Source organism: Mesorhizobium waitakense, assembly GCF_056431085.1.
Window position 1 is genome coordinate 17,581 of record NZ_JBWKME010000107.1, and the last position, 25,768, is coordinate 43,348.

A 25,768-nucleotide genomic window follows, 5' to 3' on the forward strand; every position below is an offset into this window, starting at 1 on the left:
AAGTGCTCGAAGGGATACACAGAACAGGAAGACGTCCCGCGATCGAACGAGCATGGACCGCTTGCCTCGAAGCAGAGCGGCATGGGAGAGAACCTGGAGGATACCTATGACGAGGATTACACTCGGCGGTGCCGTCCTGCGCGGCACTGTCTCCACTGCTTTAGTGGTATCGCTGTCCGCGTCGGCGCTGGGTGCGCCGCCGGTCGATTTGAGCAAGTGGTCGCCGGAATATGTGCGCTCCATTGCGGGCACACAGGATTTTGATACGGCGGCCGATTGCGGCAAAGTCACCCCGCTCGACTACAAGGGGCGACTGACTTTCTGGTATCAGGGCGTGTTCGAGGGCGATCCCGACCTCCTGCGCCAGTATTACAAGGATTTCTTCGAGACCTTCCGCAAGACCTATCCAAACATCCAGCTCGAGGAACAGGCCCTCACCTACAACGACCTTCTTGACAAGTTCCGCACGGCGCTCCTGGGCAATGCCGCGCCGATGGCGGTCCGCCTGCAAATCCTGGGTGGTACCGAGTTCGCCGCAAAGGGCTATCTGCAGCCTCTCAAGCCCGAGGATGTGGGGTATTCGACCGAGGATTTCTGGCCTGGCGCCATGAAGGCGGTGACCTGGGACGGGGTTACCTACGGCATTCCAACCAACAACGAGACGATGGCGTTCATCTGGAACGCCGACATCTTCAAGCGTGCCGGCCTCGATCCGGACAAGGCTCCGGCAACCTGGGACGACGTCGTCAAGTATTCCAAGCAGATCCACGACAAGCTCGGCATTTCCGGGTACGGCCTCGTGGCTCGCAAGAATGCCGGCAATACGCCGTACCGATTCATGCCGCAACTGTGGGCCTATGGCGGCGGCGTCTTCGACGAAGCCACCGCAAACCCGACCTACAAGGAGGTCGAACTCAATAGTCCCCAGAGCAAAGCGGCGCTGCAAGCCTCGTACGATATGTATGTTCGCGACAAGTCGGTTCCGGTGTCGGCACTCACCAACCAGCAGGCCGATAACCAGCCGCTGTTCCTCGCCGGCCAACTCGGCATGATGGTCTCGCACCCGTCCGACTACAACGTCATGCTAGACTTGCAGAAAAAGGCGACGGGCACCGACAAGGACAAGGCGCAGACCGTCATCGACAACATGCGCTACGGGCTGATTCCGACTGGCCCAGACGGCAAGCGCGCCGTTGTATTCGGCGGCTCGAACATTCACATCCTGAAGCCCGAATATGTCGAGGGCGGCAAGGTGGACGAGCCGGCTGCAAAGGCCATCATCTGCATGTGGACGAGCCCTGAATGGTCGCTGAAGATGGCCTACGCCGGCTCGAACCCGGGCAACCTCAACGGCTTCAAGACCAAATGGATGAAGGAACGTCTGGACAGCATCAAGTTCCTCGATGTCACGACGTCGATGCTGCCATACGGCATCCCGTTTCCAGCGCTGCCGCAGTCTCCCGAGATCATGAACATCATCGTCCCGGACATGCTGCAGAATGCCCTGACCGGAGCGATGACCGTCGATCAGGCAGCGGACGACGCGGCCGAAAAGGTGAAGAGCCTGGTGGAAGGCAAACTCTAGTTTGAACCTGGCTTACGATTCGACCGGCCTGCACCGACGGTGCAGCCGGTTCGTTCCAAGGAAAATAAGGGCGCGCCACAGTGACGATCGTGACCGGTAAGGCCGAGGCTCGCCGAAGATTGCAATCCGGTAGGTCCGGCGTGCTGCGGAGGGTATGGGAGCATCGCGCCGACTACGCCTACGTGCTCCCGGCGATCGCCGTGATGCTCATCGTCATCGCCTATCCGATCTATTACACAATCGAGCTGTCGTTTTTTAAGACGCCGCCAGGCCTACAGCTGCGCGACAAGATCTACGTCGGCTTCGACAACTACACGAACATCCTCACCAGTCCGGTGTTCTGGAAAGTCACCTGGAACACTATGATCTGGACACTGGCATCGACTTTCATCTCCTTCGTCCTGGGGTTTGGCTCCGCGCTGGCGCTCCACCGCGACTTTATCGGCCGTGGCGTCCTGCGCGCTATCCTGATCATTCCCTGGGTTATCAGCGCGGTCGCCGCTTCCTACATCTGGAAGTGGATCTACCATTCGGACTTCGGGGTCATCGGTGCGGTGCTGGTCGGTCTCGGATGGGCCGACCGGCCGCCGAATTTCATCGACAACGTCAGCACGGTGCTGCCCTCCCTGATCGTCGTCAATATCTGGCGCGAGTTTCCGTTTGCCATGATCATGATGATGGCCGGCCTGCAGACGGTCCCCGAACAGCTGCTGAGCGCCGCAAAAGTCGACGGGGCCAGTGCGTGGCAGCGCTTCTGGCACGTCACCTTCCCGCATCTGAGCAGCGTCTCGACGGTGACCATCCTGCTGCTCGCAGTGGCCAACTTCAATTCCTTCATCATCCCCTGGATCATGACCGGCGGCGGGCCGTCCAACGCATCGCATATCTGGATCACCCATATTTATGAGCTCGCCTTCGGACGACAGCTATGGGGCGTGGCATCGGCCTATTCGGTGCTCCTGTTCCTCATCCTGATGACGCTGGGCTATTTCTATGTCCGTGCGCTAAGCGGCAACGAACGCAAAGAGGGGAGCGCATGAGCACGCTTGCCGAGACAGCCCCTCGGGGTCAGACCCGTCGCCGCATGCGCGTCGACGGATGGCGGTGGGGCGGGCGCATCTTCCTTGTGTTCATGCTGCTTTACACCGCGTTGCCGATGATCTGGATGCTGCTCACTTCGATCAAGTCCGGCTTCGCGGCGATGCAATTTCCGCCGCAATGGTGGCCAGACGAGCCTACCCTTGCCAGCTACCAGAAGCTGCTCGATCCTCAGAACAGCGTCGGCCAGGACTTCCTCCGCTTCTTCTGGAACAGCCTTTTCGTGTCGACTGCCACGACAATCCTTTCGGTGATCGTGGCTGTCCCGGCGGCCTACGCCTTCTCGCGCTTCCGTTTCCCCGGCCGGAACTTCCTGTTCTTCGCCGTGCTGCTGCGCAACATGTTCCCGGCTGTGATCTTTCTCGTGCCGCTGTTCATACTGATGCGCATGCTCGGGCTGGTGAACACGCATGGCTCGCTGATCCTCACCTATCTCACTTTCGGCCTGCCGCTGGCGATCTGGCTGCTCAAGGGTTTCTACGACAACATCCCGGTGCAGCTCGAGCAGGCGGCGCGCATCGACGGGGCAACGCGGTTCCAGGCCTTCATCCTGATCGTGATGCCGCTTTCGACGCCCGGGATCATCGCCACCGCGATCTATTCCTTCATCGGTGCGTGGAACGAGTACATCTACGCCTACACCTTCCTTTCCAAGAACGAGCAGCTGACCCTGCCGGTCGGCATACAGCGCTTCTTCTCGGAAAACACGACGGACTTTCCGGGCCTGATGGCGGCCAGCTTTATGATGAGCGTGCCCGTCGTCGTGTTGTTCCTCGTCCTGCAGCGATACTTCGTACGCGCCCTTACAGAAGGCGCGGTCAAACACTAGGGAGTTGCCGATGGCCCACGTGGTCCTCAAAGATCTCGTCAAGACCTATGGCGGCTTCAAAGCTGTCAACAACGTTTCGCTGACGGTCAACGATGGCGAGTTCGTCGCGCTCGTCGGTCCTTCAGGCTGCGGCAAGACAACCACGCTCAATCTCGTCGCCGGGCTGATCCCGATCACGTCGGGCGACATCGTCATCGGCGACCGCGTCGTCAACGACCTCGATCCCAAGGACCGGGACATCGCAATGGTGTTCCAGAACTACGCGCTCTATCCGCAGAAATCGGTCTATAAGAACCTGGCGTTCCCGCTGCAGATGCGAAAACTGCCCAGGGACGAGATCGACAAGAAGGTGAAGGACGCGGCGCGAGTGCTCGACATGACGCACCTGCTTGAGCGCAAGCCGCGCGAACTTTCCGGCGGGCAGCAGCAGCGTGTAGCCCTGGGCCGTGCCCTCGTCCGCGACCCGGCCGTGTTCCTCATGGACGAGCCCCTCTCCAACCTCGATGCCAAGCTGCGCGTGCAGATGCGGTCGGAGATCAAGCGCTTCCACCAGGACCTCAAGGCGACGATCATCTATGTGACGCACGACCAGCTCGAAGCGGTGACCATGGCCGACAAGATGGCGGTGATGAACGGCGGCTTCCTGCAGCAATACGATTCACCGGCGCAGGTCTTTGCCCATCCGATGAACATGTTCGTCGCAAGCTTCATCGGCAGCCCGGCGATGAGCCTTATTTCGCTGCAGGCATCGACAGCGAACGGCAATGCCGTGTTGACCAGCGCAGAGGGCTGGAGCCTTGAGCTCTCGCCGCGCAACGCCCGCAAAGTCGCGGGGGCAACGACCAAGAAAGTCGTGCTCGGCGCACGTCACTCGACGATCAAGCTCCACAAGAGTGCAGTGCCAGGCAGCGTCCCGGCAAAGGCCTACACGGTGGAGCCGACCGGAGACGTCACCTTCGTGCAGGCGTTCCTGTCCGGCGCCATCGTCAATGTCAGCGTGCCGCCGACCATTGCCGTCGCGCCCGACGAGCAGATCTGGCTCGAGTTCGACCAGGAGCGCATGCATCTGTTCGACGGCGAAACTGAAATGGCCCTCAAGGCCGATTGAGACCAGGCGGATGCTTGTGGGACGTGGGCTTGGATGACTACGAAGCTTAAGATTACTGCGATCAAGGCCTATCCGGTGTGGGTTGGAACGCGCAACCAGATGCTCGTCAAGGTCGAGACCGATCACGGCATTTTCGGCTGGGGCGAGAGCGGCTTGAGCGGTCGCGAGAGGGCCGTGGCCGGCGCGGTCGAGCACTATCGCGAGTTTCTCATCGGCCGCGATCCCATGCAGATCGGGCGGATCTGGCAGGAAGTCTATCGCAGCCAGTACTTCGAAGGCGGGCGCGTTCTGCAGGCGGCGATTTCCGCCATCGACATCGCCCTTCACGACATCAAGGGCAAGGCGCTGGGAGTGCCGGTCTACGAACTGCTCGGCGGCAAGCAGCGCGACCGCATCCCCACCTTCGCCTCGACCGGAGACGAGGCCGAGGGCGATGTTGCCATCGAACGAGCCCGCGAACTGCGCGCACAGGGGTGGCAGGCGATCCGCTTCTTCCCCGTCGGGCAAAGCAGCAGGGACATCTTCGAGCCGCGCGAGTCGATCGGCGCTACCGCGACCATGCTGAACAAGGCCCGCGAGGCGCTGGGCGACGACGTCGTCCTCGGCATCGACTATCACCATCGTCTGTCGGTGGCAGAGGCGGCCAGCTTCTGCAACAAGCTCGGCCGTGGCGTGCTTGATTTCCTCGAGGAGCCGATACGCGACGAGACACCTGAGGCCTACGAATCCCTGCGTACGATGACCGACATCCCCTTTGCCATCGGCGAGGAATTTGCCAGCAAGTGGCAGTTCCTCCCCTACATCGAGCGCGGCATCCATCAGTTCAACCGGCTCGATATTTGCAATGTCGGCGGGCTCACCGAGGCGATGAAAGTCGCTGGCTGGAGCGAGGCGCACTATGTGGACCTGATGCCGCACAATCCCCTTGGCCCAGTGTGCACGGCCGCGACCGTGCATCTCGCCGCCGCGGTACCCAACTTCGCGTGGCTCGAGACCCGGGCGCCCGAAAGAAAGCTGGGCTTCGACAATTCCAACTTCTTCCCCGTGCAACCACGGCTCGACGGCCCCGACTATCCGGTCAGCGATCTGCCGGGGCTCGGCGTCGAGGTCAACGAAGAGGCGATCCAGGCGGAGAGCTTTCGTTTCTGGGAAGCGCCTCACCTTAAGCGCCGCGACGGTTCTGTTACGAACTGGTAGTTCCATCCACCGGAGTCTAAAATGACGCATACTTCCGACATTACTCGACCCCCTAAAGACCTGATCGACGCGCTAAGGGAAATCGGCGCCGCGACGGTTGCCGGCACGCTTGGCCACATGGGATTCCGCAATCCGCACATGGTTGGTCCCGTGCCGCAAAACCACGGGAAGTCGATCGTCGGGCCGGCGCTGACGCTCCAATTCCTGCCGCAGCGGCCTGACCTTTTCAACGAGGGAGAATATGCCGATCCGGAGACGCAACTGCACCGGCACGTGCTCTATCACGCGCAGGAGGGCGACGTGGTCGTGGTCGACGCGCGCGGCGACATGAGCTCGGGCGTCTTCGGCGATATGATGTCGACGTATTTCAAGGGCAGAGGCGGCGCGGGCATCGTCATCGATGGCTGCATGCGCGACCGGCCCAATGTCGAAAAGCTCGATCTGCCGCTATGGCTGCGCGGCTGGACGCCAAATTATCATGTGCAGACCAGCATCTATCCCAATGCCGTCAACGTTCCAATTGCCTGTGGCGGTGTCACGGTGATCCCCGGCGACATCATCGTCGCCGACGACGACGGGGTGGTGGTGCTTCCCGTGGCAATGGCCGCAAAAGTGATCGATGAATCGCAGAAGCATCACGATTGGGAGGAGTTCTCACGAGCGAAGCTCATGGAGGGCGGGTCCTTGCAACGATATTATCCGCTGCATGACGATGCCCGCGGGGAATACGAGGCGTGGCGCAAAGCCAACTCCAGATCTTGATAGACGGGACGTTGGTCGCGTCTTTCCATACGTGACAACGCATCAAACTACCTCTGAAGGCGCCTGCGCCTAAGTTTGATCGCGAGCACTGTTACGACGGAATTTTCGAACGGCACGTTCGGGCGAATTGGTCGAGATCCCCGCTGGTGGAAGAGACAGGCGGGGCTCGGCTTCTATCCGAGACTGACCACAACCTTGCCGAACGGCCCGCGCCGCTGGTGCTCGAACGCCTCGTGGACATCCTCGAACGGGTAGACGGCATCGATCACCGGTCTGACGCCCAGCGCCTCGATTGCCACGTTCATGCGCTCGAACTGCCGCCGGGAGCCCGTGGCGATGCCTTGAAGTGTAATGCGGTTGCGCGTGAGCACCGGCGTCGGCACGGACAACTCGGTACCCGCAAGCTGACCGATGAGGGACACCCGCCCACCGGCTGCCACCGTCTCGATCGATTGCCGCAGATTGGCGTCGCCGATCAGCTCCAGCACATGGTCCACCCCGCGCCGGCTCGTGAGAGCCCGCACCTCTGCGGTCCAGTCGGGGTTGATGCTGGTGTCGACGCAGAGCTTTGCACCTAGCATCCGGGCGCGTTCGAGCTTGTCGGCGTGGCGCGACAGCAGGATAGGCACCTGCCCGAAGGCCAGCGCGAATTGCAGCGCAAATAGTGCCACGCCGCCGGTTCCTTCGATGAGCACAGTCGTACCCGGTCGCGACCGGCCGAACTCGACCAACGCCGACCAGGCGGTAAGCGCCGCGATCGGCAACGTCGCGGCTTCCTGGTCGCTGAGTGAAACCGGCGCCAGCACCGCGGCGTCCTCGCCCAACACAACTTCGCGCGCCAGCACGCCCGGCAGCGACACCCCCAGCGTCTGCTTGTGTAACACCGCCGGCGCATCGCCGTCGGGCCAATCGGCAATGACCTGACCCAATACACGGTCGCCGACGCGGAAACGCGTCACTTCGGGCCCGATCGCGACCACTTCGCCCACTGCGTCCGACACCGGTACGAAAGGCAGCGACATCGCCGGCAGCTTGCCATCGATCAACAGCAGGTCCTTGAAGTTGAGCGCCACCACACGCACCGCGACCAACAGCGCGCGCCGGCCGACCCACGGCAACGGCACCGTCTTACGCACCAGCTTGTCGAGCCCGAACCCGGTCATGTGCCAGGCTTCAGTCATGTCGCCCATTTCGCATCTCCAACCTTGTTCGGGCTGTATTACCATTGCGCGCTCAGCTACAATGATGCGAATTCATCGGAAGATCGTTGCTGAAGGCTCTACAATGGGCCTGGTATCTGGCAGCCTTGACGGTGCCCTCGCCTTCGTCCAAGCGGTCGATGCGGGCAGCTTTACCGCCGCGGCGGCGCGGCTACGCCTGACCAAATCGGCCGTCGGTCGCAAGGTACTGCAACTCGAGCAGCGACTGGGCGCGCGCCTGCTCAACCGCACCACTCGCCGCTTGAGCCTGACGGCCGATGGCGAAATTTACTACGAGGCATGTCGGCGCGCATTTGCTGGGCTCGGCGAGGCACAGGACCTCATTGCCGCCGGACGACAGGTGCCAGCGGGCGTCGTGCGGCTCACTCTGCCGCTCGCCTTTGGCCGCCGCTGGGTGGCGCCGGTGCTGTTCGGGCTAGCCAAGGTCCATCCGGCGCTCCGGCTCGAGATCGGCTTCGATGACCGCCGCACCGATCTGGTCGACGACAGCATCGACCTCGCGGTGCGGGTCGGCCCTATCGAGGACAATGCCTCACTGACCGCTCGACGGCTGGGCACACAGCGCTCGCTGTTGTGCGCCAGTCCGGCCTACTTGGCCACGGCCGGAACGCCTGCCGATATCCCGGGGCTGAGGCAGCATGCGCTGCTGGTCTACGGCCGGCGCGATTTCACCAACCCATGGCCACTGCCGGATGGCGATACTGGAACCATGCTTTACCAGCCGCAACCCAAGCTAATGATCGGCGACGGCGATGCGCTACTGCAAGCGGCGGTCGCCGGCTGCGGCATTGCCTTCCTGCCCGACTGGCTCGCGGGCGACAGCCTGCGTCGCGGCGAGTTGGTGCCGGTGCTGATGAGCTCGTCTGTGGCGACAGCGCCGATCCACCTGCTGTGGAGCGCCGGCCGCGTGGTGCCGCCGCGTATGCGGGTGATCATCGACGCGTTGGTTGCCCACACTGCTTTGCTGAAGGAAGGGATACGAACCGTCGCCACGCCTTCCATGCCGGGGTCTTGAGGCACCGCCAGCGAAAAATGAGAAATGCCCGTCACCGTGAGGCAGCGGCCCCCCTGGGACGCCAAATTTGCGACACCAATGAAGCGGCGGCGCTAGGCGTGGCGACAGTCTCCCGACTCCCAAAATGGCGTGCTGGCAGCGGGCGGTCGGCGCTTTGCTCTTGGTCCGATTCACAACCCACTTCAATAATTCCGACCAGTGCGCGAACAAATTCGACCATATCGTTTGCCGTGATTGCTGCCTTGTCGGGACTTTGCCCAACGTGCTCGGCGGCTTCGCAGCATGTGCGGCGAATGAGATCGTAGTGTAAATCCCTTTCATCCTCCGGCAACGCGGCCAATTTCATTGCCCTGCGATGAATCAATCGCAGCAATTGTTCCAGAGCTGTTCCGACACTCATGCGTTTGCTCCGCATTGGTCGAGCGTCCCGCGGCTCCAAGGGCGCGCGTTGGAACGTCGATGAGGAGGGTGTTCCCCGTCCCCATGGAGGAAAGGTTGCATCACAGCCGTTAATATATCGTTTCTGGCTAATATAAGACGCTTCGTTCCATCGACCCGCGGGGGGGCGGAGACTGATCTTGTTGATGAAGGTAACGTTGCAGAATCCGGGCCCGTCCAAACGCAACAACTGTGGTACACGCAGATCTCCAAGCGAACTCGGCCCTGCAACGTGAGAATCCCATGCGAACAGTGTTGCGCACCCTCTTCCTCGGCCTCGCCGCGACCAGTCTGTCGCCCGCCTGGGCCGCCGCCGGCGATTGCGGCGATGTTGTCGCCCTGGTGCAGCAGGCCTATCCCAAGGCCAAGAGGAGCGTCGACGGCGCTTCGCTGACACTCGAACCCCATATCAGCATCCCCCTGACGCTCACGGACTACGAAACCCCAGTTGGCCTGGTCTGCAAGATCTGGCCTGCCCATGATGACTTGTTGCTGGTCGCAGTGCCGCTGATGGACAGCGCCGTATCCAGCGATGACGGGCATGTTGGCGATATTGAGCTTCTGGTCGTCGACAGGAAGAGCCTGGGCGTGCGCCAGCGCCTGCTCCAGCCCGGCCTGATGACCGATGACGCCATCGCCATCCGCAAGGTCGAATTCGACACCGGTCGCTATCGGTTGGCACCCGATGTCTCCGCCTTTGGCTTGCGCATCGAACTGGCAACCCATTCGCAGGCCAATCCATTCGACGAAACCGGCCTGCGGCTCTATGCCGTCGCCGGTGATGTCCTGCGCTTGGTGCTCGGCGGCCTAGCCGTGGCCGGCCATGGCGGCGAAGGCGACGCGAGTTGCGCCGGATCCTTTCATTCCAGCCAGGTCAGCCTGGCGATGAGCGCGGCGAGCCACCACGGCTATCACGACATCACAGCGGTCGAGCAGGCGGATACCGACGAACCCTTGCCCGACAAGGATGGCGAGTGCCAGTCTCATCCAGGCAAGTCCGTGAAGCGGACCTACCGGCTACGCTACGACGGCACCCACTATCCGGTTCCGGCGGCGCTCAAGGCAATGGAGCCGTGAGAAAGCCGCTCGCGTCGAGAAGGCCTGCTTGCACGCGGAGGGCCGCCGCGCGATAGATGTGTTGGTTTGGGAGGATACATGCGGAAAATCTTGCTATCGGCATTGCTGCTGGGGGTTGCGTCGTTTGCGCACCCCGCCCTGGCGCTGGACAGCAGCGGCACGCCCGTCGTCGTGACGCCGCTGGCATCACGCACGACGACCGCTTCAGGCCAGCCGATCACGCTGCCGCAGAAGAACGTGCAGGTTCTGGTGTCGACCTATGACATCGCACCGGGTGCGACCTTGCCGGTCCATAGACACCCCTTCCCGCGCTACGCCTATGTTCAGGCCGGGACACTGAAGGTCACCAATGTCGAGACCGGCAACAGCAACACCTACAAGACCGGAGATTTCATCATCGAAATGATCGGCCAGTGGCACCAGGCCACCAACATCGGCGATGGTCCGGTCAAGCTGCTGGTGATCGATCAGGTCGAGGAAGGCGCCAAGAACACGGAGTTGCGCCAGTAGCGGCCAAGGCCGACGCGCCTTTGCTCCAAGGCTAGCCCCAGGCGCCGACAATCTGCCGTGTCGTGGCGTTCAGCCGGTTGAAGGCATTGATCAGGGCGATCTGGATGACCAGGGCGGCGAGCGCCTTTTCATCGTAATGCCGGGCGGCCTCGTCCCAGGGGGCACCGCGTCGGGCCGGTCGGCGAGCCGTGTGCCGGCCTCGGCCAGCGCCAAGGCCGCGCGCTCGGCATCGGTGAAGTACGGCGTCTCCCGCCATGCCGCGAGGGCAAAGATGCGCTCGTCCTTTTCGCCGGCCTTCTTCAACTCGCGCGCATGCATGTCGACGCAGAGGCTGCAGGCGTTGATCTGGCTGGCTCGCAGATGGATGAGCTTGCGCGTGACATAGGGTAATTCGGCCGCTTCGGTCGACTTGTCCAGCGCTAGCAGCGCCTGCAGGGATCCGGGAATGAGCACCACCGGATTCTTGATCCTTGCTTGCATGGTCTTCTCCTTTTGAAGGGTTTCGTCAGGGCGTGTCTCGTCGGGCCCGGATGCCGCGCATCCAGGCTTTCTGAGTTCGGATAGCGAGATTAATAACCATCTGGTTATGATTATTCCATAACTCAACGGTTATTTGACTGTCAAGCGCGGAGTTTGCCCTCTGGCCCAAATGGCCACGCGCTGTTCACGCTTTCGCGCCAACCGGCCCGATGCTAGGGCTTGCGGCGACATCATCGATTGGATTGCCCCTTGACCAAAGAAACTCGCCTGCCGCTGATCGAAATCTGTGTCGAAGGCATTGATGGCCTGCTGGCCGCGCAGGCGGCCGGCGCCGATCGGGTCGAACTGTGCGCCAGCCTCATTGAAGGCGGCATCACGCCGAGCCTAGGCACGGTGCGCGCTGCCCTCGACCAGGCGACCGTGCCTTTCCACGTCATGGTGCGGCCGCGCGGCGGCGATTTTCTCTACAGCGAAACCGAGTACGCCTCGATGCTCGCCGATGTCGCAGCGCTACGCGAGCTCGGCGTGCCCGGCGTGGTGTTTGGCTGCCTGAACGCCGATGGCACCATCGACGAGGCGCGCATGAGTGAATTGACGCAAGCCGCCGGCTCCTTGAACGTCACCTGCCACCGTGCCTTCGACATGACCCGCGACCCCGCCGAGGCGCTCGAAGCGCTTATCCGCAGCAAGGTTGGCCGCGTGCTGACCAGCGGCCAGCGCGACACGGCGGTCGAGGGCATGTCGCTGTTGGCGGATCTGGTTCGACAGGCCGGCGACCGCATCGTCATCCTCGGCTGTGGCGGACTTGACCTCGGCAACATCGCCGAAGTGCGCAGAAGGACCGGGTTGTCAGAAATGCATTTCGCCGCCCTCAAGGACGTGCCGAGCGCCATGGATTACCGCAATCCGCATGTCGGCATGGGTGGCTCCGACCTCGACCGCGAATACCGCAACACCTTGACCGACACGGATCTCGTGGCGACCACCATTGCGGCCGCGAAGGCATGAGCGCGACCCCTGCCCCGATCAGCCTTGTATCCGCCGCAGACGAAGCGGCGATCCTCGCGCTCAACAACGAGCACGCAGCCGAACTGTCCTGGCTGGAGCCCGAACGGCTGTCTTTCCTGCTCGGCGAGGCGTTTTACACGCGGCGCATCGGCAATCTCGAAGCCTTCATCATGACCTTCGACCAGGACGCCCGTTACGACAGCCCGAACTTCGTCTGGTTCCGCGAACGCTACCCCCGCTTCGTCTATGTCGACCGTGTCGTCGTGGCGGCGCAGGCGCGTGGCCGCGGCCATGCGCGCCGGCTCTATCAGGATCTGTTCGGCCAAGTTGAGCGCGCCGGCCACACGCTGGTCACCTGCGAGGTCAACACTGACCCGCCGAACCCTGCCTCGGATGCCTTCCACGCCGCGCTTGGCTTCGCCGAAGCCGGCGACGCAGTCATCCACGGCGGCAAGAAGGCGGTCCGCTACTACATCAGACGGATTTCGGACTGATACGTCAGGCGAATCTAGCCTGATACATCAGGCAGATTACCGCCTGATACATCAGGCGAATCTCCGCATGATCCCGCTGGCGCTGGCCACACAAAGAAGCCGCAGCTAATATGAATGTTTCCGCCAACCGGAGGAAACGCGATGCCGAGCAACGTCTTCCGCTTCGACGAAAGCTGGCACATCCCCGAGGGTACGCCGCAGGAAGTGTGGGAGGTGCTCTCGGATGCCGAATTGCTGCCGATCTGGTGGGGCGATGTCTACAAAGAGGTGGTTCCGCTCGACAGGAAGGGCAAGGCGACCATCGGTTCGCGCGCAAGGGCACGGGCTCGCGGCGCCCTGCCCTACGAGCTGTACTTCATCATCGAGGCCGCCGAACTCGAACCCGGCAGGCTGGTGGTGGTGAAAACCCTTGGCGATTTCGACGGGCTGTGGCGGGCGGAATTGTTGTAGCGCGCAAAATCACTTGGCACCTCCGCGCAACTTCATTTGGCAGTAGATCGCCCATTCCAACGGCCCTTAAATTGCCGTTGCATGGCGGCAGCCGAGGCCGGTAGGCTCTGGGCCAAAGGCCTCGGGGATGCTGCGCGAAAACCAGTAGCGGTGGTCATCCCGCAATGATCAGCTCCTTTGCCGGGCAGCCCTTGCCACCGGCCACGCTGTAGTTCAGCTCCACCTCGTCCATGTCGAAGCCGGCGAAGGCCGCGCGGATCTCGGGCACGTCGTTGATCGACAGGATGAACCTGCCCTTGATGGTCCGCAGCCTGGCGGCGATCGCTTCGAACTGATCCCTGCCGAACAGCTCCTTGCCGTAGTCGCCCTCGCTGCCGAAGTAAGGCGGGTCGAGATAGAACAGCGTGCCCGGCCGGTCGTATCGGTCGATGAAGGCCGACCAGTCGAGCTGCTCGATGACGACGCCGGCAAGGCGCTCATGGACGTCCTCCAGCAGCGGCGCCACCTTGGTCAGATTGAAGCCGGCCGACGATCGGGGATCGACGCCGAAGTTGCGGCCGGCGACCTTGCCGCCAAATGCCAGGCGCTGGAGGTAGAGGAACCGGCCGGCGCGCTCCAGGTCGGTCAGCGTTGCCGGGTCGCTGGCCTTCAGCCGCTCGAACTCACGACGCGAGGTGATCTGGAAGCGCAGCGTGTCCATGAACTGCGGATAGTGTCGCTGCAGGATGCGAAACAGGTTCGCCACCTCGCCGCTGCGGTCGTTGATGATCTCGGACCGTGGCCGCGACCGGCGGCGGAAGAACACGCCGCCCATGCCGACGAAGGCTTCGGCGTAGATCTCGTGCGGCACGGCCGCGATGCGCGCCACCAGGCGCTCCGCCAGGCGGCGCTTGCCACCGATGTAGCCGGCCACCGGCCGGGTTGGCAGGATGTTTTCAAAACTCTGTTGAAGGGTCATTTAAAGGCCTTCGAGAATCAGTCACCGTCCCGGCGCCCGAAAGGGCCAGGTGCGGCAGTTATCTCTTGATGCTGTCGGGCGGGTCGGACGCCAATCTAGGCCCGCTTCTCGGGAACTGCCCCGAGCACCTGTCACGTTTACGCTGCCCTAGCATTTCCGGCGAATTCGCACCAGCTTTGCACCCTCAAATGGGTGAACGGTCGCTTCACCAATCTCTGCGCCAACCTGGCATTGGCGGCCGGCACTTGCGCCAGCGGCGTAGGCAGCTAAGACAGAACAAGCGCGCCCCCGTCATTGAACCCGATGAGGCGCGTTCACCCTGAGCAAAGGCCGGCCCGAGCTTCTGGCCGGCCTTTGTAACGGGCAATAGAGGGAGCTGGCGTTCGTCGCGCCGGCTCCTTTTCTATGTGAGCGTCACTTTCGGATCGATATAGAACGTCGATGACGCCTTAGCCGCCTTGACTGTGACAAGTATCCAGCCCTTTTGCTGTGGCGTGAACGCCTTGGCCAACTCAAATTTCGTCGTTGACCCGCCCCATGTTCCACTGCCGGCCGTCTGCCCTGCTGCGGCGGCCAGGGGATCGGCTTTGCTGTCATTAACGAATGATGCCCGCGGCGAGGACGCATCGCCTAGATACTCGACATCGAGCCAGATTTCATCATCGTTTGGCACGGCGCCGCCACCCCATATGCCCTGCACGGTAGCAGTCACCGACGAACCGGTGGTGTCGTTCCAGATGGCGATCGGCGGGCAATTAAACGGATTGTGCCAACTGGAATTGGCAGTCGTGTCAATGCGCCATGCTAGCGGCGTAGTACCGTTCGATGCGCCACCCGTGCGGACGATTGTGGTCTCATCGATGAGCGTTCCGGAGTAGCGGACGCGGGTTTGTTTGTAGTTTACCCCCGAAGCTCCGACTCTGACACCGTCGAAGGTGAAATGACCAGGCGAAACCGGTGTAGCCACAAGCGTCACAGCAGCATCTATCTTGCAGTCCGCAAAATCAAAGACCACGGACGTTCCGTTGGCGTTGGCGTTGCCTACAATCGTTTTCCCAGATCCTGCGGCGCTAAAGTCTACGCCTCTGCACTCGATGTACCCGCCGTGACCAGAAACTTCCTTGAGAAGAACGGTAGGAATGGTCCCCAAAAGAGCCGAGGGCGTGTCCTTCCATATGAGCGTGACTGAGATGTCGATATGCTGGCCAACATTTGCAAACGAGACAGTCGTATTCTCCAACACAATCATCGCAGCTGCCAAGGTGCCGGCATTCGACATGTCTATGAGACCGGAGGCTCCACTACTGCCAATTTGCAACGAACAATTAATAAACTTGAGGAGTGTGGATGATGCACCAACGATCAGGTTAGGGCTGCCTGTCGAGTTACCGGCCGTGAACGTTATGCCATAAAAGACGGCACCGCCGGCCGCGTTCAATATTCTGATGCCATTGTTGACGGTTGTGCTGACTGTGGCTGTCGTGCGGAGGTCGGCCGACACTGGCGGCACGCTGCCCGAGTGGTTGACACAATAGATCAGCGTCGGATTGGCGATCGTGCCGTTCGGGACGAGGGTGACCTGTCCAGCGGTCGCTTCCGCGTGGTCTTCCGAAACATAGTAGATGTCGCCGGCCGCATGCCCTGTAAACGCCGTACTAAGCGTCGTGTAGGCGTTCGCCCAATCGGCTCCGGTTCCGGCACCAGCAGCACCCGATCGAACATAATATGCAGTCATTGTTTCACGTCCCGGTCTTGAGGGTCATGCTGCCGCCGATCAGCCGGCGGCCTCTTGAGGGCCGGTCTTGCCCGCCAGCGCCCGCGATATGATCGCCATCTCCCGGTCGATCGGGACCAGGCCCTCGCGCTTCTCACGATAGCCTGCGTCGATCGGCTTCATCTGCGCTTCAAGAGCGTGAATTTGGGCGATGATGGCGTCGAGCTTTTTGCGCAGCGGACCAACGTCGAGCAAGATCCTGGCCTTTAGCGCCTGCAGCTCCTTGAAGCGTTCGCGCATCGTTTCGGGGTCGAAGTTGTGGGTCGTCTTCATGGGACTGGTATCCTTTAAGCCAGGGTCAAGGCGCCGCCGGTGCCGTCGAAATCGACGGTGAAGCTGTTGCCGCTCGCGAGAGTGAGATCCGAGCCATAGTCGAACCAGGCTATGAGCTCGTCGTTTGCCGCCGTGTCGTTGTAGAGCACCGCGTAGCGGAACGGCGCCACGGCACCGGACGCCGTCAAGGTCAGGTCGACCAGCGTCAGCTTGTAGGTGCCGCCCGCCTGCGCCGAAGCCGATGTCGTCACACTGCGCGACGACAGGTTCGTGTAGCTGATCTGCGTCAAGTCGGAGAGCTGTGTGTTGCCCGCCACCGGCGCATGCGCGGCATCGCATAGCGCGATCTTGAGCAGATCGGACCCGAGGTTGTGGACCTTCTCGGCCAGCGCCTCGGAGAAAGAGTTGATCTTGTTGTATGCGACCATCGGTGCTGTCCTTTTTAGGTTAAGGGGTCGAGAGGAAGAGGCCCGGCAGCATGAACTGCCGGCTGCCGATCGCGTTGACCATCTGTCCCGGCATCATCATGTCCCGCTCGCCGAGATCGAAGGTCAGGCCGACCGGGCTTCCGGTGAGTGTGAACGCGCCCGTTGCAGCTGAAATGCCGGCGGAGAATTGCAGGCCGGCGGCATTGCCGGTGAGCGTGAACGTTCCGGTCGATACCGGCTGGGAGACCGAAAGCGGCGCGGCGCTCCCGGTGAGCGTGAACACACCGGTCGCGGCCGAGAGCGTGTAGATAAGGTGCAGGCCGACATCGCTCCCGGTCAGCGTGTAGTGGCCCGCTTCAAGTCGGGTGAAGACCACCCGCAGCTGGTGCGCCTGCCATTCGCGGTAGCCGTCGCGCTCCGATCCGACGCGGACGTAGCCGGACGCATTACCAGCGAACGACGCGACCGGGACCGGAAAGGAGAGACCAGTCAGGCCGCTGTGTGTTGTCAGGACCGATGTGCCCGCCGGGTCTAGCACTTCGATGACTGTCATCTGGCCAGCCTCGGGCGTCGCGGTCGGATCGCCCCAGGCCGGCACCGGGAGCAGCTCCAGGAGCCTGTTCCGCTCCAACCAGGTCGTGGCAAGGTCCGCGACGCCATCGGCGATGACCAGGCCGTAGCCTGTGCCGTTGACCTGGACGTCGGCGGGCCGCAACGGCCGGATGGCGCGGCTGTCGAACTCGATGAGGTCGGCAGGAGCGGCGGCCCGCGAAAGCGTCCCCAGGCCGGTGGTGGTCAGAAGCTTGACCGACACGGAAGCCGCGGCCGAATAGGCCTCGAAATCGCTCAGCGAGAAGTCGTCGAAGAAGACGATCGCCCTGCCGGCGTCGTGTGCATGCGGCACCGTGTCGAGGCAGCCGCGCGCGATCGTCAGCGTAGCGCCGTCGACAACGTCGATCCTTACTACCTCGGTGGTTTGCGGCGTCGTGCCGACAATCGCCGCGAGCGAGCCGACCTCGATGTCATTGAGGTCGTGGGCGCCGATGACGACGATCTCGGTTCCGTCGATCGCCAGCGCGGCAGCCAGGAAGCCGCCGGGCGCGAATTCGAGCGTGTCGACGTTGTGGAAGCCGGTGCCGCTATCGACGTCGATGACGGCATTGAGGGCGTCGGCGGACGGCCTGGTCGCGGCAACCTGCATCAGGCCGGCGTCCGGATCGGCCGCAAGTGTGATCGCGGCCTGGCCGTCGCCGACCATCTGCCGCATCTCGCGGTACGGCATCTCCCAGGCGAGCCGCGGCGAGGCCGGCGCCGCGGCACTGGACGGGTTTTCCCAATCGCCGCCTGACGTGTCGGCCATCACGGCGGCGCCCAGGTTGAAGACGTCCTGGACGAACTTCAGCCCGATCGCGTTGCTGCGACCGTCGCCGAAACTCGGGTCGACGACGCGCATGACCTGGCCGGACAGCTTGTGGCGTTCGGCTATCAGCCGGAACGGTTCGCCGGGCTCGATGTCCTCCAGGGTTCGCTTGACCTTCAGCCGCCCGGATTTCATGCCGGCGCCGAGCGACAGGGCGTCGCGCGTTGCCACCCGGACGGCGAGCGAGCGAGTGTTGACGCCGGGATATTCCCGCGTCGCCGGGATAACCTCTCCCGCCTGCATGGCCTGGGCATTGTTGGTGACGGTGTGCGAGCCGTCCTTGCGCGAGGCCCGGTCGTAGAATTTGACATTGACCGAACTCACGGCCTCTGCCGGCTGCCGGGTGACGACCTCGATGAACTCGATCGCGTCGTCTTCGGTCACGACGCGGATCGTCTCGATGTCGTAATCCTTGCGGATCGGCTTCAGCTTGAATTTGCCAGTCGTGCGCGAGAGGAAGACGTACGCATCGACATGGCTCTGGACGACAGTGACGAACTCCTGGATCTCCTCCTCGCGATACCATTTGAGCGACAGGCCGAAACCCTCGGCGTAAAAGGTGTCGGCACCGGCCCTGAAGCTGTCGTCGTCGATGTCACCGTCATGGTAGCCCATGCCCCACGTGGCATCCGTCAGGCACTCCCTGATGATGTGCGCGGGGTTCATGTCATAGTAGAGGACGACCGGGCTAGGGGTCAGCGCCGAAGTGAGCGCGCCGGAACCGCCCGTGATCACCGGCACATCATGATCCCCCCCAGGTAGATTGTCCTGTGGGGTGTTGTCGAAGCCTTCCAACGTCCTGCCAGTCAGCGTGGAAGGCCCAGCACCGAAGACACGAAAGCAATACACAGAAGCACCGATGCCATCCAGAATAGCTTGGGCGGCCGCAACGCCGGGAACGTAAATGGGATCATCGCCGCCGAATTCTGGACCCTGATCTGCATTGTCCGACACGATGATGATGCACGGCGTCTTCGTTCCAGACCCATTGAAGAAGGTTGCTGCTTCTGAAAGACCAATGCTGAAATCGGTAGGATTACCCGAGCTTGCTATCGCGTCGACGAAGGCATCGAGGGCATCGAAATTATCCGGCGTTGCGTTGCGGAACTCGATGCTGCTTTTGACGCTGGTGCCAAACGACACCATGTGGATGTCGTATTGAATTTTGGGCGTAGCCTCAGTGTCGGTGTGACTACGCAGATAATCGATCGCATCATGCACAGCTGCCTTGAGAAGCAGCAATCTGATGCCACCGACAGAGCTCGACGTATCCAACGCGAAATAGAAGGCGGCGCTGGTCGTTGTGTGCTCGGCCGCGATCTTGGCCTTCTCCGGATACCATTGCGCGGAACCATCCGACCGCAGCATGATGCGCTGCAGACGGAAAGCCCACGGCTTGATGTAGGCGGAAGTGCCGAGATAGGCCCGGCGCACCACTGCGGTGAACACGCCGCGATAAGCGGAAACGTCAGCGCCCAGCACGCCCATGAGATAGTCGTTCTGCAGCTGGTCGGGCGCGCCCATCTCCAGGTCGACATCGCCGACGATGCCGCCTTCGCTCTTGTCGCCGCCGAACAGATCCGGCTTGTCGATGGTAATGCGACCGCCCGGCGTGGAGCCCTGGAAGGCCATCTTGCCGCCCGCGCGGATCTCGAACACCGCGTCGGCCGGGCCATGGCACAGACCCATCTGGACGCCAATAGAGTATTTGTAGCCGAGGATCTGCCGGGGACCGAACAGCAGGAATTGGCGCGCGCCCTTGATCGCATTGCGGGCGAGGTCGCCCCACCAGGTGACGTTCGGGTCCTCCATGTCGACCGTCCCGAACACTACCGGGATCTTGCGGCCTTCCGTCGCCGTCGGCAGCTGGAAGTCCTCCAGTGATTTCGGCTTGGCGTTCTGCGGCTTCGGCGACAGCACCAGGTTCAGCGCGAAGGAGGCGATGGCGAAGATGATGTTCCAGAAGATCACGCGCCGGGCTCCCTAAACGATGCTTTGCGTGAAGGGATTGACGTCCGGCATTTCGAAGCCGCCGTGGTTCACGTTGTTGCTGAACTTCTTGCAGCCGCCGAGCCCTTTGGAGAGATCGCAGCCAGGCGCTATCTCGATCGCGGCCGAGCCGTCGTCGTCGACCGTCCCGGCCAGGCCTTCGTTCAAGGCGCCAACCAAAGTGAGTTTGTCTCCGACATGGCTTTCAACCCACGCATAAAGGCCGTTGAAGATGACCAGCCCGGCCTTGTAGTAGCCATCGTCCTGCAACGCCGCCTCGGCGACGGTCAGCTCCAGACCGCTGGTCGCCGTCACGGTCGCCGGGATCTTCCAGTCGTCGATATTCAGGTAGCAGCCGGGGAAATAGACGACATGGCGGCACGGCCGCTGATAGGGCGCACGGCAGCCCGGCCTGCGCAGCGAGGTGAAGATGCTCTCGACGGGGACGGTGATGCTGAGCTTGCCCGACTTCGGCAAGACGACGCGACCCTTCCATTGCACCTTCAGCTTATGCGTCAGGTCGGAGTGATGACCTCGCCAAATGGTGACGATGGTAATTCTGGTCGCAGGCAACAGCAGCGTGCGTGCGTACGCGTCGGACAGCGGAAAGGTCAGGTCGGCGGAATTCTTCTCGATGTTGCTCGCCTGCTCCAAATCGCCATGCGAGACAGGCGATCTGGTCCAGGTTTCCAAGCCAAGCAGCGGGTCCACTTCGCGATCGAGGTCGACGGCGTTCGAGGTCAGGCGGATGCGCTCTACGCCATTGTCGAACAGATAGAGGAAATACGGCCGGCCATCGTCGATCGAGGCTTCCTTGTCGTCGTACTCGTTCATGCCGGCACCTCGGTGACCGGAACCGTGGCCGTCGACAGGTCGGTGGCGCGGTAATTGATCGTCACGGCATCGGTGGCCAGCCTGACCTTGGAGAGCAAGCAGAACAGCCTGATGTCGGCCGGTGCCACGGCCGTGCCAAGCGCGGAGGCGATGGTCAGCGTGTCGTTGGCACCGGCGTTGACGGCCGAATTGATGGTGCGGAAGAAGCGAGCGCCGCTCTTCAGCTCGATCATCACGCTACGCCCGAAATAGAAGCTGGCCGGGGCGATGCTGGCGACACTGAGCGTGACGGCCCCCGAACCGAAGCCGGCCTGCAGCACCAGGTCGTTGGCAAAGGACGGCAGCCAGAACGCTTTTTGCTGGCCCCACCGGTTGTGCAGCCATTGCCGGCGCCGCCAAAGTGCGGCCTTGCCCTCTTCTAGGAAGCCGAGCGTCTGCCCGAAATCAGCATAGGCCTTCTGGACCTCGGGGAAGATCGGGCCGAAGCCGTTGTCGCGGTACTCCGTCGCCCGCACGACGTTCTCGGCCAGGGCGGCGACCCTGGCGGGCGGATCGGTCAGCACGTCGAGGCCGAGGATCTGGTCATAGATCTCGGCGCCGGACAGGTCGATGTTGTCTAGCACCTGGAACCGGGCCGTGATGTCGGCGGTCAGGCCGCGCTCCCGGTTCACCTGGATGCCTTCCGGCAGCAGCGCCTGGCGTGCCGGCGCCACGGTCGGGTTGGTGAAGTCGACGCCGATCGGCGCCGTAAGCGTCACGCCGTCGCCGTCGATCTCGTCGATAATAGCCGTCACCGCCTTGCTATCGCTTTCCCAGATGACGATCGCGCTGCCGGCCCGATAGTCGGCATAGGCGGTGTCGAAGGCGATCACGTCGTCGGCGGCGGACAGCGCGCCGGCAATCCTGGTGCGCTCCATCCAGACCGGAACCAGCACGTCCTCGGCGCCGTTGCGGCGGGCGAAGGTCTTGGCGCGGCTGTATTGCTGCGGGTCGAGTGCGAAGGCGTAACTGAAATTCTGGCGTGGCGCGTCGCGCAGCGCGATGCGCTGCTCGCCGGTGAAGCCGGGCAGCGGTTCGGTCAGCCATTCCAGCATCTCGCTGCTGGTGCCGACGAGCGGACGGAAGGGCCAAAGCTCGCCGCTCATCAGCCTGATGTCCCGTTGCGCCGGTTGATCACGGCGACCTGTTGGTGGCCGTCTTCGGACGCCAGGTAGCGCTTGATGTGATCGTCGCTGTCGACGTTGATGATGTTGGCGTTGAGCTTCAGCTTGCCGGCGATCGCGTTGACGATGCCTTCGATATGGGCTTGCGTCAGCCCGCCCGACGATCCGCCGGCCCCATTGTTGCCGTTGGCTGCCCCTGGCGCCCGCAAGGGCTGGTGATCGACGATGCGATTGCCATCACGGCCGCCGACGGCATTGCGCACCATCTCCATGGAACGCGGGTTGCTGCGGATGACGTCGCCGCCGCGCAGCTTGCGCAGCTCCGGACCCTGTTCGCCAACCCACGCCCAGCCCGGCGGAGCGCTTTCGGTGCCCTCGGCGAACAGGCCCCAGGATCCGGACAGGATGTCGGAGGTGGCCAACGGCGAAATGCTCTTCATCGAATTGATGGCGCCGGCCGGTCCGCCAAACATGCCCGCAAGGTTCTGGAACCAGCCAGCGCCGCTGCCTCCGCCCGGACCCATGAAGCTGCTGAGGGCCGAGCCGAAGCTCGTCAGGCCGCCCGATGCGTCAGTGAGGCCCTTGACCGTGTCGAAGCCGGCGAGGCCGGCCTTGCTGAGGCTGTTCGCCGCCATCTCGGATGCACTGCCCAGCTTCGACAGGCTCTCGATGCTACTCGTCGCTCCCATGTCAACGTTCTTGTTGACCTGGAAGTGCATCGTGTCGGCCTTGTTCCAGTTGCCGCCCCAGGTCAGCCCATTCTTCTCGGCGAGCGCACTCGGATCGACGCCGTATCGAGAGAAATCGCCCTTGGCGCCGACGGCCCACGGGTTCTGACGCGGGTTGATGTCCAGCGCATTGCCGAAGGCGTGATTGGAAAGATTGTTTGTGCCGGCAACGTTGCGGAACGAGTATCCACCTTCGCCCAGGCTGGTTATCGGGTAGCCCTGCGACTTCAGGTCGTTCAGAAGGCCCTGGAACCGACCGGCATAGTCAGCATTGACCTTCGCAGTCAGGCCATCGATGCCGATCTGAGACAACGGGATGCCGGTCTTTGTCGAGCCGGCGGACTGGAAGATGGACGAGATTGCGCTGAGCGGCGAGCGCGTGACCGCACCAGGCGCGTAGTTGCTGTTCGCGCCGCCGCCAAGGAAATCCGTCAGCGTGGTGTCGGCCTTGAACGGTTTTGCGTCAGATCCGCCGAACAGGCTTTTGACCCAGCCGAGGATGCCGCCATTGTCGTTCGCTGCGCCCGCACCGCCGCCGAGGCCGGGGATGCCGCCGCCGATCGGCGAGCCGTTGACGAAGACGCTGGCCGCCTGGACCTGCATGGAGGCGACGGCCTTCTGCGCGCCGAGCATCTGGCCGAGCACGCCGCCGAAGCCGCCGCCCTTGCCGCTGCTGGCGCCGTCGCCGAAGATGCCGAGATCGGCGATGGTGTTGGAGTTGGCGCCGGTCAGCCAGTTCTTGAACGGATTGGTGACCGACATGTCGAAGACGGTCTTGGCGATCTGCGACCCGGCCTTCTTCAGCGCATCGGTGATCGAGCCGCCGCTGAACAGCGCATCGCTGATGCTGTCGATGCCGTCATCGACGGTCGAGAAGATGTCTTCCCAGGCGGCCTTGGTGTCCTTGAGCTGCTCGTTGTAGCGGATCTGTTGGGCGATCGCCGAGTTGGGGTCATAGTCGAGCCCGGCGCCGCGCATGGTCGAGGCGACGGTCTGCTCGGTCTGCGACCGGAACATCTGCTGCCTGTCGAACAGCAGCTGCTGCACCAGGCCGGCCTTGGCGGCCTGCTCGGACAGCGCGGCAGCAGCGGCGGTGTTGGCCCGCATCGCGTTCGCTTCTGCGCCGTAGAGCGGGATGCCAAGCTTGCGGATTTCCTGCTCGGTCTTCAACGCGGCAATGACGCGGTCATGGGCAAGCCGGCTCATCCCGACGAGAGCCACCTCCGCCCGCTGAATTTCGAGATCCTGCTCCTGGCCGTGGATGGTGTCGCGCGCCTGCTCCAGGGCGCGCAGCTTGCCAAGTTCGATCGCCTTGGCGTGGATGCTCTGGATCTCGGCCTGGTCGACGGCCACGCCGTTGCGGGCCGCTTCCTCGCGGACCTGGGCGAGCTGCTCGTTCTCGAAGCGTAGCGCCTCGGTCGCGGCCGTCGACTGGCCGATCAGGCTGACGTCGAGTTGGGCCGACGCAATGGTTTGGTCGAGCGCTCGCGCACGATCCCGGCGCGCTTCCGTCAGCGTGTGTTCGGCCTCGATCTGTGCCTTGGTGCCGGCCAGCTCGACGCGCTGCGCCCGCGCGGCCGACGTCTCGTCGCTGTTGTAGGTCGCGGCGGCGGCGGCACGGGCAGCCGCCGCCTTTTCCTGCGGCGACCTGGCATTGATCCCCAGCACGTCGGCATCGAAACCCTGCTGGGCCCGCTGCCGCGCGATGGCCTGCTGCGCCTGAAACGCCGCCAGGTTGCCCATGTCGGCCCGGTTGGTCGTGCCTTGCGAAAGCAGAGTGCCAGTTGGGCCGATGTCGTTGAATAGGCGCTTCTTGATGATCTCCAATTCCAGCAGCGCTTTTGCCGCGCCGTCCGCGTCCTTGGCGAAGTCGATCAGCTTGCCGCCGGACTTGGTGATGGCATCGTCGTTCGGCGTCAGCGCCCACCTGTCCTCGACCATCTTGCGGAAGCCGAGAATATCGGGCGTGCCTTTTCTCGCCGTCTCCTGAAGGTATGTGATCGCATCCGCGAAGGGCTGGAACTCCTGCTTGGCCCTGTAGAAGCCACCAGCGCTTCGCCCTGGCGTGATGAAGTTCGCGATATCCGGCATCGCCTCGCGGGTCTGCTCGGCAATTGTCAGCTTCAGCCCGTTGATGCTGTTGGACGAGGCGATGCCGAAGCTGTTCTGGTTGCCGGCGGCGAAGACGCCTTTGCTCTTTGCCGCGACGTCACCATAGGCATTGCCGAGGTCGATGACGGCCTGGCGCTGATCCTTCAGGACCTCGTCCAGCGACTTCGCCTTGTCGCGGGTCAGCAGGTAGAAGGCGCCGGCGGCCACGGCGGCGACGCCGAACCCGGTGGCGATCAGGCCGGTCGTACTCAGAAATCCGGCCGTCGCCTTGGCCGCGTCAACGGCCGTGGTCTTGATCGCTGAGAGCGAACCCTTGACGCCGCCTTCGCCCATCTGCAGCGACTGGAAGATCTGACCGCCCTGCGACGCGGCGATCTGGGACATCGGCGCCCCCATCAGCATCATGGTCGCGACGTCGTTGGCCTGGAATGAGAGGTTTTGCAGCTGGAAGCCCGAAAGCCTGGAGTTGCCGTTCGCCGCCGGCGTGGCCTGCCGGGTCTTGATCGCGGCGACGTTCGCCAGGGTCGCCTGCCGCTGCCGGCCGATGGCAGCTGTCATTTCGTCGCTCGAAATCGCCCCGAGGCGCTCCGCGTCGCGGGCCTCCAGCACGGCGGCCTTGTACCTGGCGATTTCCGCATAGATCGGATTGAAGCGGGTGCGCAGCGCGTCCAGGGACTTGCCATAGGCCTCGACATCAGCCCCTCGGTCCGGAACGATCGTGACCCGATTGACCATGGCTTGCGCTGCGTTCTTTTGTGCTGCGGCAACACCGTTCAGCGCGCTGACATGGCTGTTCAGCGCAGCCGTCTCTTTCAACC

The 25,768-nt window shown here is 63.0% G+C and carries 22 protein-coding genes and 1 pseudogene; 12 read left to right on the forward strand and 11 right to left on the reverse strand.

Annotation, left to right across the window (positions count from 1 at the left end; translation table 11 throughout):
* Positions 1-106 precede the first annotated feature (106 nt).
* The 6 genes from AC07FD_RS23780 (at position 107) to AC07FD_RS23805 (ending at position 6,579) form a co-directional block, all read left to right on the forward strand.
* Positions 107-1,585 carry an ABC transporter substrate-binding protein gene (locus AC07FD_RS23780; RefSeq protein ID WP_477288125.1) on the forward strand — a complete coding sequence of 493 codons (1,479 nt, stop codon included), beginning with the start codon at positions 107-109 and terminating at the stop codon, positions 1,583-1,585.
* 80 nt (positions 1,586-1,665) lie between these two features.
* Positions 1,666-2,625, forward strand: coding sequence for a carbohydrate ABC transporter permease (locus AC07FD_RS23785; RefSeq protein WP_478351816.1), 960 nt, complete (start codon positions 1,666-1,668; stop codon positions 2,623-2,625).
* Complete coding sequence (locus AC07FD_RS23790; protein WP_478351817.1) at positions 2,622-3,512, forward strand: carbohydrate ABC transporter permease; 891 nt, start codon at positions 2,622-2,624, stop codon at positions 3,510-3,512. Before AC07FD_RS23785 ends, AC07FD_RS23790 begins: the two co-directional genes overlap by 4 nt.
* Before the next feature lie 10 nt (positions 3,513-3,522).
* The gene (locus tag AC07FD_RS23795) at positions 3,523-4,620 is read left to right on the forward strand and encodes an ABC transporter ATP-binding protein (protein WP_478351818.1); all 1,098 of its coding nucleotides are present in this window, start codon (positions 3,523-3,525) and stop codon (positions 4,618-4,620) included.
* Between the two features lie 33 nt (positions 4,621-4,653).
* Positions 4,654-5,817 carry a mandelate racemase/muconate lactonizing enzyme family protein gene (locus AC07FD_RS23800; protein ID WP_478351819.1) on the forward strand — a complete coding sequence of 388 codons (1,164 nt, stop codon included), beginning with the start codon at positions 4,654-4,656 and terminating at the stop codon, positions 5,815-5,817.
* 21 nt (positions 5,818-5,838) lie between these two features.
* A complete protein-coding gene (locus tag AC07FD_RS23805) occupies positions 5,839-6,579 on the forward strand; it encodes a ribonuclease activity regulator RraA (protein WP_478351820.1) in 741 nt (246 codons plus the stop codon).
* A 173-nt stretch (positions 6,580-6,752) separates the two neighbouring features.
* Here the strand turns inward: AC07FD_RS23805 and AC07FD_RS23810 are convergent, their stop codons facing one another.
* Entirely contained in the window at positions 6,753-7,769 is a 1,017-nt protein-coding gene (locus tag AC07FD_RS23810; protein WP_478351821.1) for a zinc-dependent alcohol dehydrogenase family protein, read from the reverse strand.
* Between the two features lie 94 nt (positions 7,770-7,863).
* On the opposite strand from AC07FD_RS23810, the gene AC07FD_RS23815 reads away from it, so the two are divergent.
* Positions 7,864-8,814, forward strand: coding sequence for a LysR family transcriptional regulator (locus AC07FD_RS23815; RefSeq protein WP_478351822.1), 951 nt, complete (start codon positions 7,864-7,866; stop codon positions 8,812-8,814).
* Positions 8,815-8,845: 31 nt separating this feature from the next.
* On the opposite strand, the gene AC07FD_RS23820 is transcribed toward AC07FD_RS23815, so the two are convergent.
* Complete coding sequence (locus tag AC07FD_RS23820) at positions 8,846-9,214, reverse strand: hypothetical protein (protein WP_478351823.1); 369 nt, start codon at positions 9,212-9,214, stop codon at positions 8,846-8,848.
* 281 nt (positions 9,215-9,495) lie between these two features.
* Between AC07FD_RS23820 and AC07FD_RS23825 the strand changes: the two genes are divergently transcribed.
* Together AC07FD_RS23825 and AC07FD_RS23830 are read left to right on the forward strand one after the other, a co-directional pair.
* Positions 9,496-10,329 carry a PA3715 family protein gene (locus AC07FD_RS23825; protein WP_478351824.1) on the forward strand — a complete coding sequence of 278 codons (834 nt, stop codon included), beginning with the start codon at positions 9,496-9,498 and terminating at the stop codon, positions 10,327-10,329.
* A 78-nt stretch (positions 10,330-10,407) separates the two neighbouring features.
* Positions 10,408-10,839: a cupin domain-containing protein gene (locus AC07FD_RS23830; protein ID WP_478351825.1), complete on the forward strand. Its 432-nt coding sequence runs from the start codon at positions 10,408-10,410 to the stop codon at positions 10,837-10,839.
* A gap of 31 nt (positions 10,840-10,870) precedes the next feature.
* Here AC07FD_RS23830 and AC07FD_RS23835 read toward each other — a convergent pair.
* Positions 10,871-11,319 (reverse strand): annotated as a pseudogene (locus AC07FD_RS23835) (carboxymuconolactone decarboxylase family protein).
* A 249-nt stretch (positions 11,320-11,568) separates the two neighbouring features.
* Here AC07FD_RS23835 and AC07FD_RS23840 point away from each other — a divergent pair.
* The 3 genes from AC07FD_RS23840 to AC07FD_RS23850 all read left to right on the forward strand — a co-directional run bounded on the left by AC07FD_RS23840 (position 11,569) and on the right by AC07FD_RS23850 (position 13,271).
* A complete protein-coding gene (locus AC07FD_RS23840) occupies positions 11,569-12,327 on the forward strand; it encodes a copper homeostasis protein CutC (RefSeq protein WP_478351826.1) in 759 nt (252 codons plus the stop codon).
* A complete protein-coding gene (locus AC07FD_RS23845; RefSeq protein ID WP_478351827.1) occupies positions 12,324-12,821 on the forward strand; it encodes a GNAT family N-acetyltransferase in 498 nt (165 codons plus the stop codon). Before AC07FD_RS23840 ends, AC07FD_RS23845 begins: the two co-directional genes overlap by 4 nt.
* A gap of 141 nt (positions 12,822-12,962) precedes the next feature.
* Positions 12,963-13,271, forward strand: a complete 309-nt coding sequence (locus tag AC07FD_RS23850) for an SRPBCC family protein (protein WP_478351828.1) — start codon at positions 12,963-12,965, stop codon at positions 13,269-13,271.
* A gap of 154 nt (positions 13,272-13,425) precedes the next feature.
* Here AC07FD_RS23850 and AC07FD_RS23855 read toward each other — a convergent pair whose 3' ends face one another.
* The 8 genes from AC07FD_RS23855 to AC07FD_RS23890 all read right to left on the reverse strand — a co-directional run.
* Positions 13,426-14,229 (reverse strand): DNA adenine methylase, encoded by an 804-nt coding sequence (locus AC07FD_RS23855; RefSeq protein WP_478351829.1) that lies wholly within the window; start codon positions 14,227-14,229, stop codon positions 13,426-13,428.
* Positions 14,230-14,632: 403 nt separating this feature from the next.
* The gene (locus tag AC07FD_RS23860; protein WP_478351830.1) at positions 14,633-15,964 is read right to left on the reverse strand and encodes a hypothetical protein; all 1,332 of its coding nucleotides are present in this window, start codon (positions 15,962-15,964) and stop codon (positions 14,633-14,635) included.
* Positions 15,965-16,003: 39 nt separating this feature from the next.
* Entirely contained in the window at positions 16,004-16,276 is a 273-nt protein-coding gene (locus AC07FD_RS23865; protein WP_478351831.1) for a hypothetical protein, read from the reverse strand.
* A 14-nt stretch (positions 16,277-16,290) separates the two neighbouring features.
* The gene (locus tag AC07FD_RS23870) at positions 16,291-16,704 is read right to left on the reverse strand and encodes a hypothetical protein (RefSeq protein WP_478351832.1); all 414 of its coding nucleotides are present in this window, start codon (positions 16,702-16,704) and stop codon (positions 16,291-16,293) included.
* A gap of 19 nt (positions 16,705-16,723) precedes the next feature.
* Positions 16,724-20,095 (reverse strand): phage tail protein, encoded by a 3,372-nt coding sequence (locus AC07FD_RS23875; protein ID WP_478351833.1) that lies wholly within the window; start codon positions 20,093-20,095, stop codon positions 16,724-16,726.
* Positions 20,096-20,107: 12 nt separating this feature from the next.
* Entirely contained in the window at positions 20,108-20,947 is an 840-nt protein-coding gene (locus AC07FD_RS23880; RefSeq protein WP_478351834.1) for a hypothetical protein, read from the reverse strand.
* Positions 20,944-22,092, reverse strand: a complete 1,149-nt coding sequence (locus AC07FD_RS23885; RefSeq protein ID WP_478351835.1) for a hypothetical protein — start codon at positions 22,090-22,092, stop codon at positions 20,944-20,946. The genes AC07FD_RS23880 and AC07FD_RS23885 overlap by 4 nt, the downstream gene beginning before the upstream one ends.
* Positions 22,092-25,768: M15 family metallopeptidase (locus AC07FD_RS23890; protein WP_478351836.1), on the reverse strand; the 3,677-nt coding region annotated here is incomplete at its 5' end. The genes AC07FD_RS23890 and AC07FD_RS23885, both read right to left, overlap by 1 nt.

Coding starts and splice junctions, on each gene's coding strand:
- AC07FD_RS23795 (WP_478351818.1), top strand. CDS start 3,523: ATGGCCCACGTGGTCCTCAAAGATCTCGTCAAGACCTATGGCGGCTTC.
- AC07FD_RS23885 (WP_478351835.1), bottom strand. CDS start 22,092: ATGAGCGGCGAGCTTTGGCCCTTCCGTCCGCTCGTCGGCACCAGCAGC.
- AC07FD_RS23800 (WP_478351819.1), top strand. CDS start 4,654: ATGACTACGAAGCTTAAGATTACTGCGATCAAGGCCTATCCGGTGTGG.
- AC07FD_RS23880 (WP_478351834.1), bottom strand. CDS start 20,947: ATGAACGAGTACGACGACAAGGAAGCCTCGATCGACGATGGCCGGCCG.
- AC07FD_RS23860 (WP_478351830.1), bottom strand. CDS start 15,964: ATGACTGCATATTATGTTCGATCGGGTGCTGCTGGTGCCGGAACCGGA.
- AC07FD_RS23870 (WP_478351832.1), bottom strand. CDS start 16,704: ATGGTCGCATACAACAAGATCAACTCTTTCTCCGAGGCGCTGGCCGAG.
- AC07FD_RS23830 (WP_478351825.1), top strand. CDS start 10,408: ATGCGGAAAATCTTGCTATCGGCATTGCTGCTGGGGGTTGCGTCGTTT.
- AC07FD_RS23865 (WP_478351831.1), bottom strand. CDS start 16,276: ATGAAGACGACCCACAACTTCGACCCCGAAACGATGCGCGAACGCTTC.
- AC07FD_RS23850 (WP_478351828.1), top strand. CDS start 12,963: ATGCCGAGCAACGTCTTCCGCTTCGACGAAAGCTGGCACATCCCCGAG.
- AC07FD_RS23805 (WP_478351820.1), top strand. CDS start 5,839: ATGACGCATACTTCCGACATTACTCGACCCCCTAAAGACCTGATCGAC.
- AC07FD_RS23855 (WP_478351829.1), bottom strand. CDS start 14,229: ATGACCCTTCAACAGAGTTTTGAAAACATCCTGCCAACCCGGCCGGTG.
- AC07FD_RS23845 (WP_478351827.1), top strand. CDS start 12,324: ATGAGCGCGACCCCTGCCCCGATCAGCCTTGTATCCGCCGCAGACGAA.
- AC07FD_RS23820 (WP_478351823.1), bottom strand. CDS start 9,214: ATGAGTGTCGGAACAGCTCTGGAACAATTGCTGCGATTGATTCATCGC.
- AC07FD_RS23815 (WP_478351822.1), top strand. CDS start 7,864: ATGGGCCTGGTATCTGGCAGCCTTGACGGTGCCCTCGCCTTCGTCCAA.
- AC07FD_RS23810 (WP_478351821.1), bottom strand. CDS start 7,769: ATGGGCGACATGACTGAAGCCTGGCACATGACCGGGTTCGGGCTCGAC.
- AC07FD_RS23790 (WP_478351817.1), top strand. CDS start 2,622: ATGAGCACGCTTGCCGAGACAGCCCCTCGGGGTCAGACCCGTCGCCGC.
- AC07FD_RS23825 (WP_478351824.1), top strand. CDS start 9,496: ATGCGAACAGTGTTGCGCACCCTCTTCCTCGGCCTCGCCGCGACCAGT.
- AC07FD_RS23780 (WP_477288125.1), top strand. CDS start 107: ATGACGAGGATTACACTCGGCGGTGCCGTCCTGCGCGGCACTGTCTCC.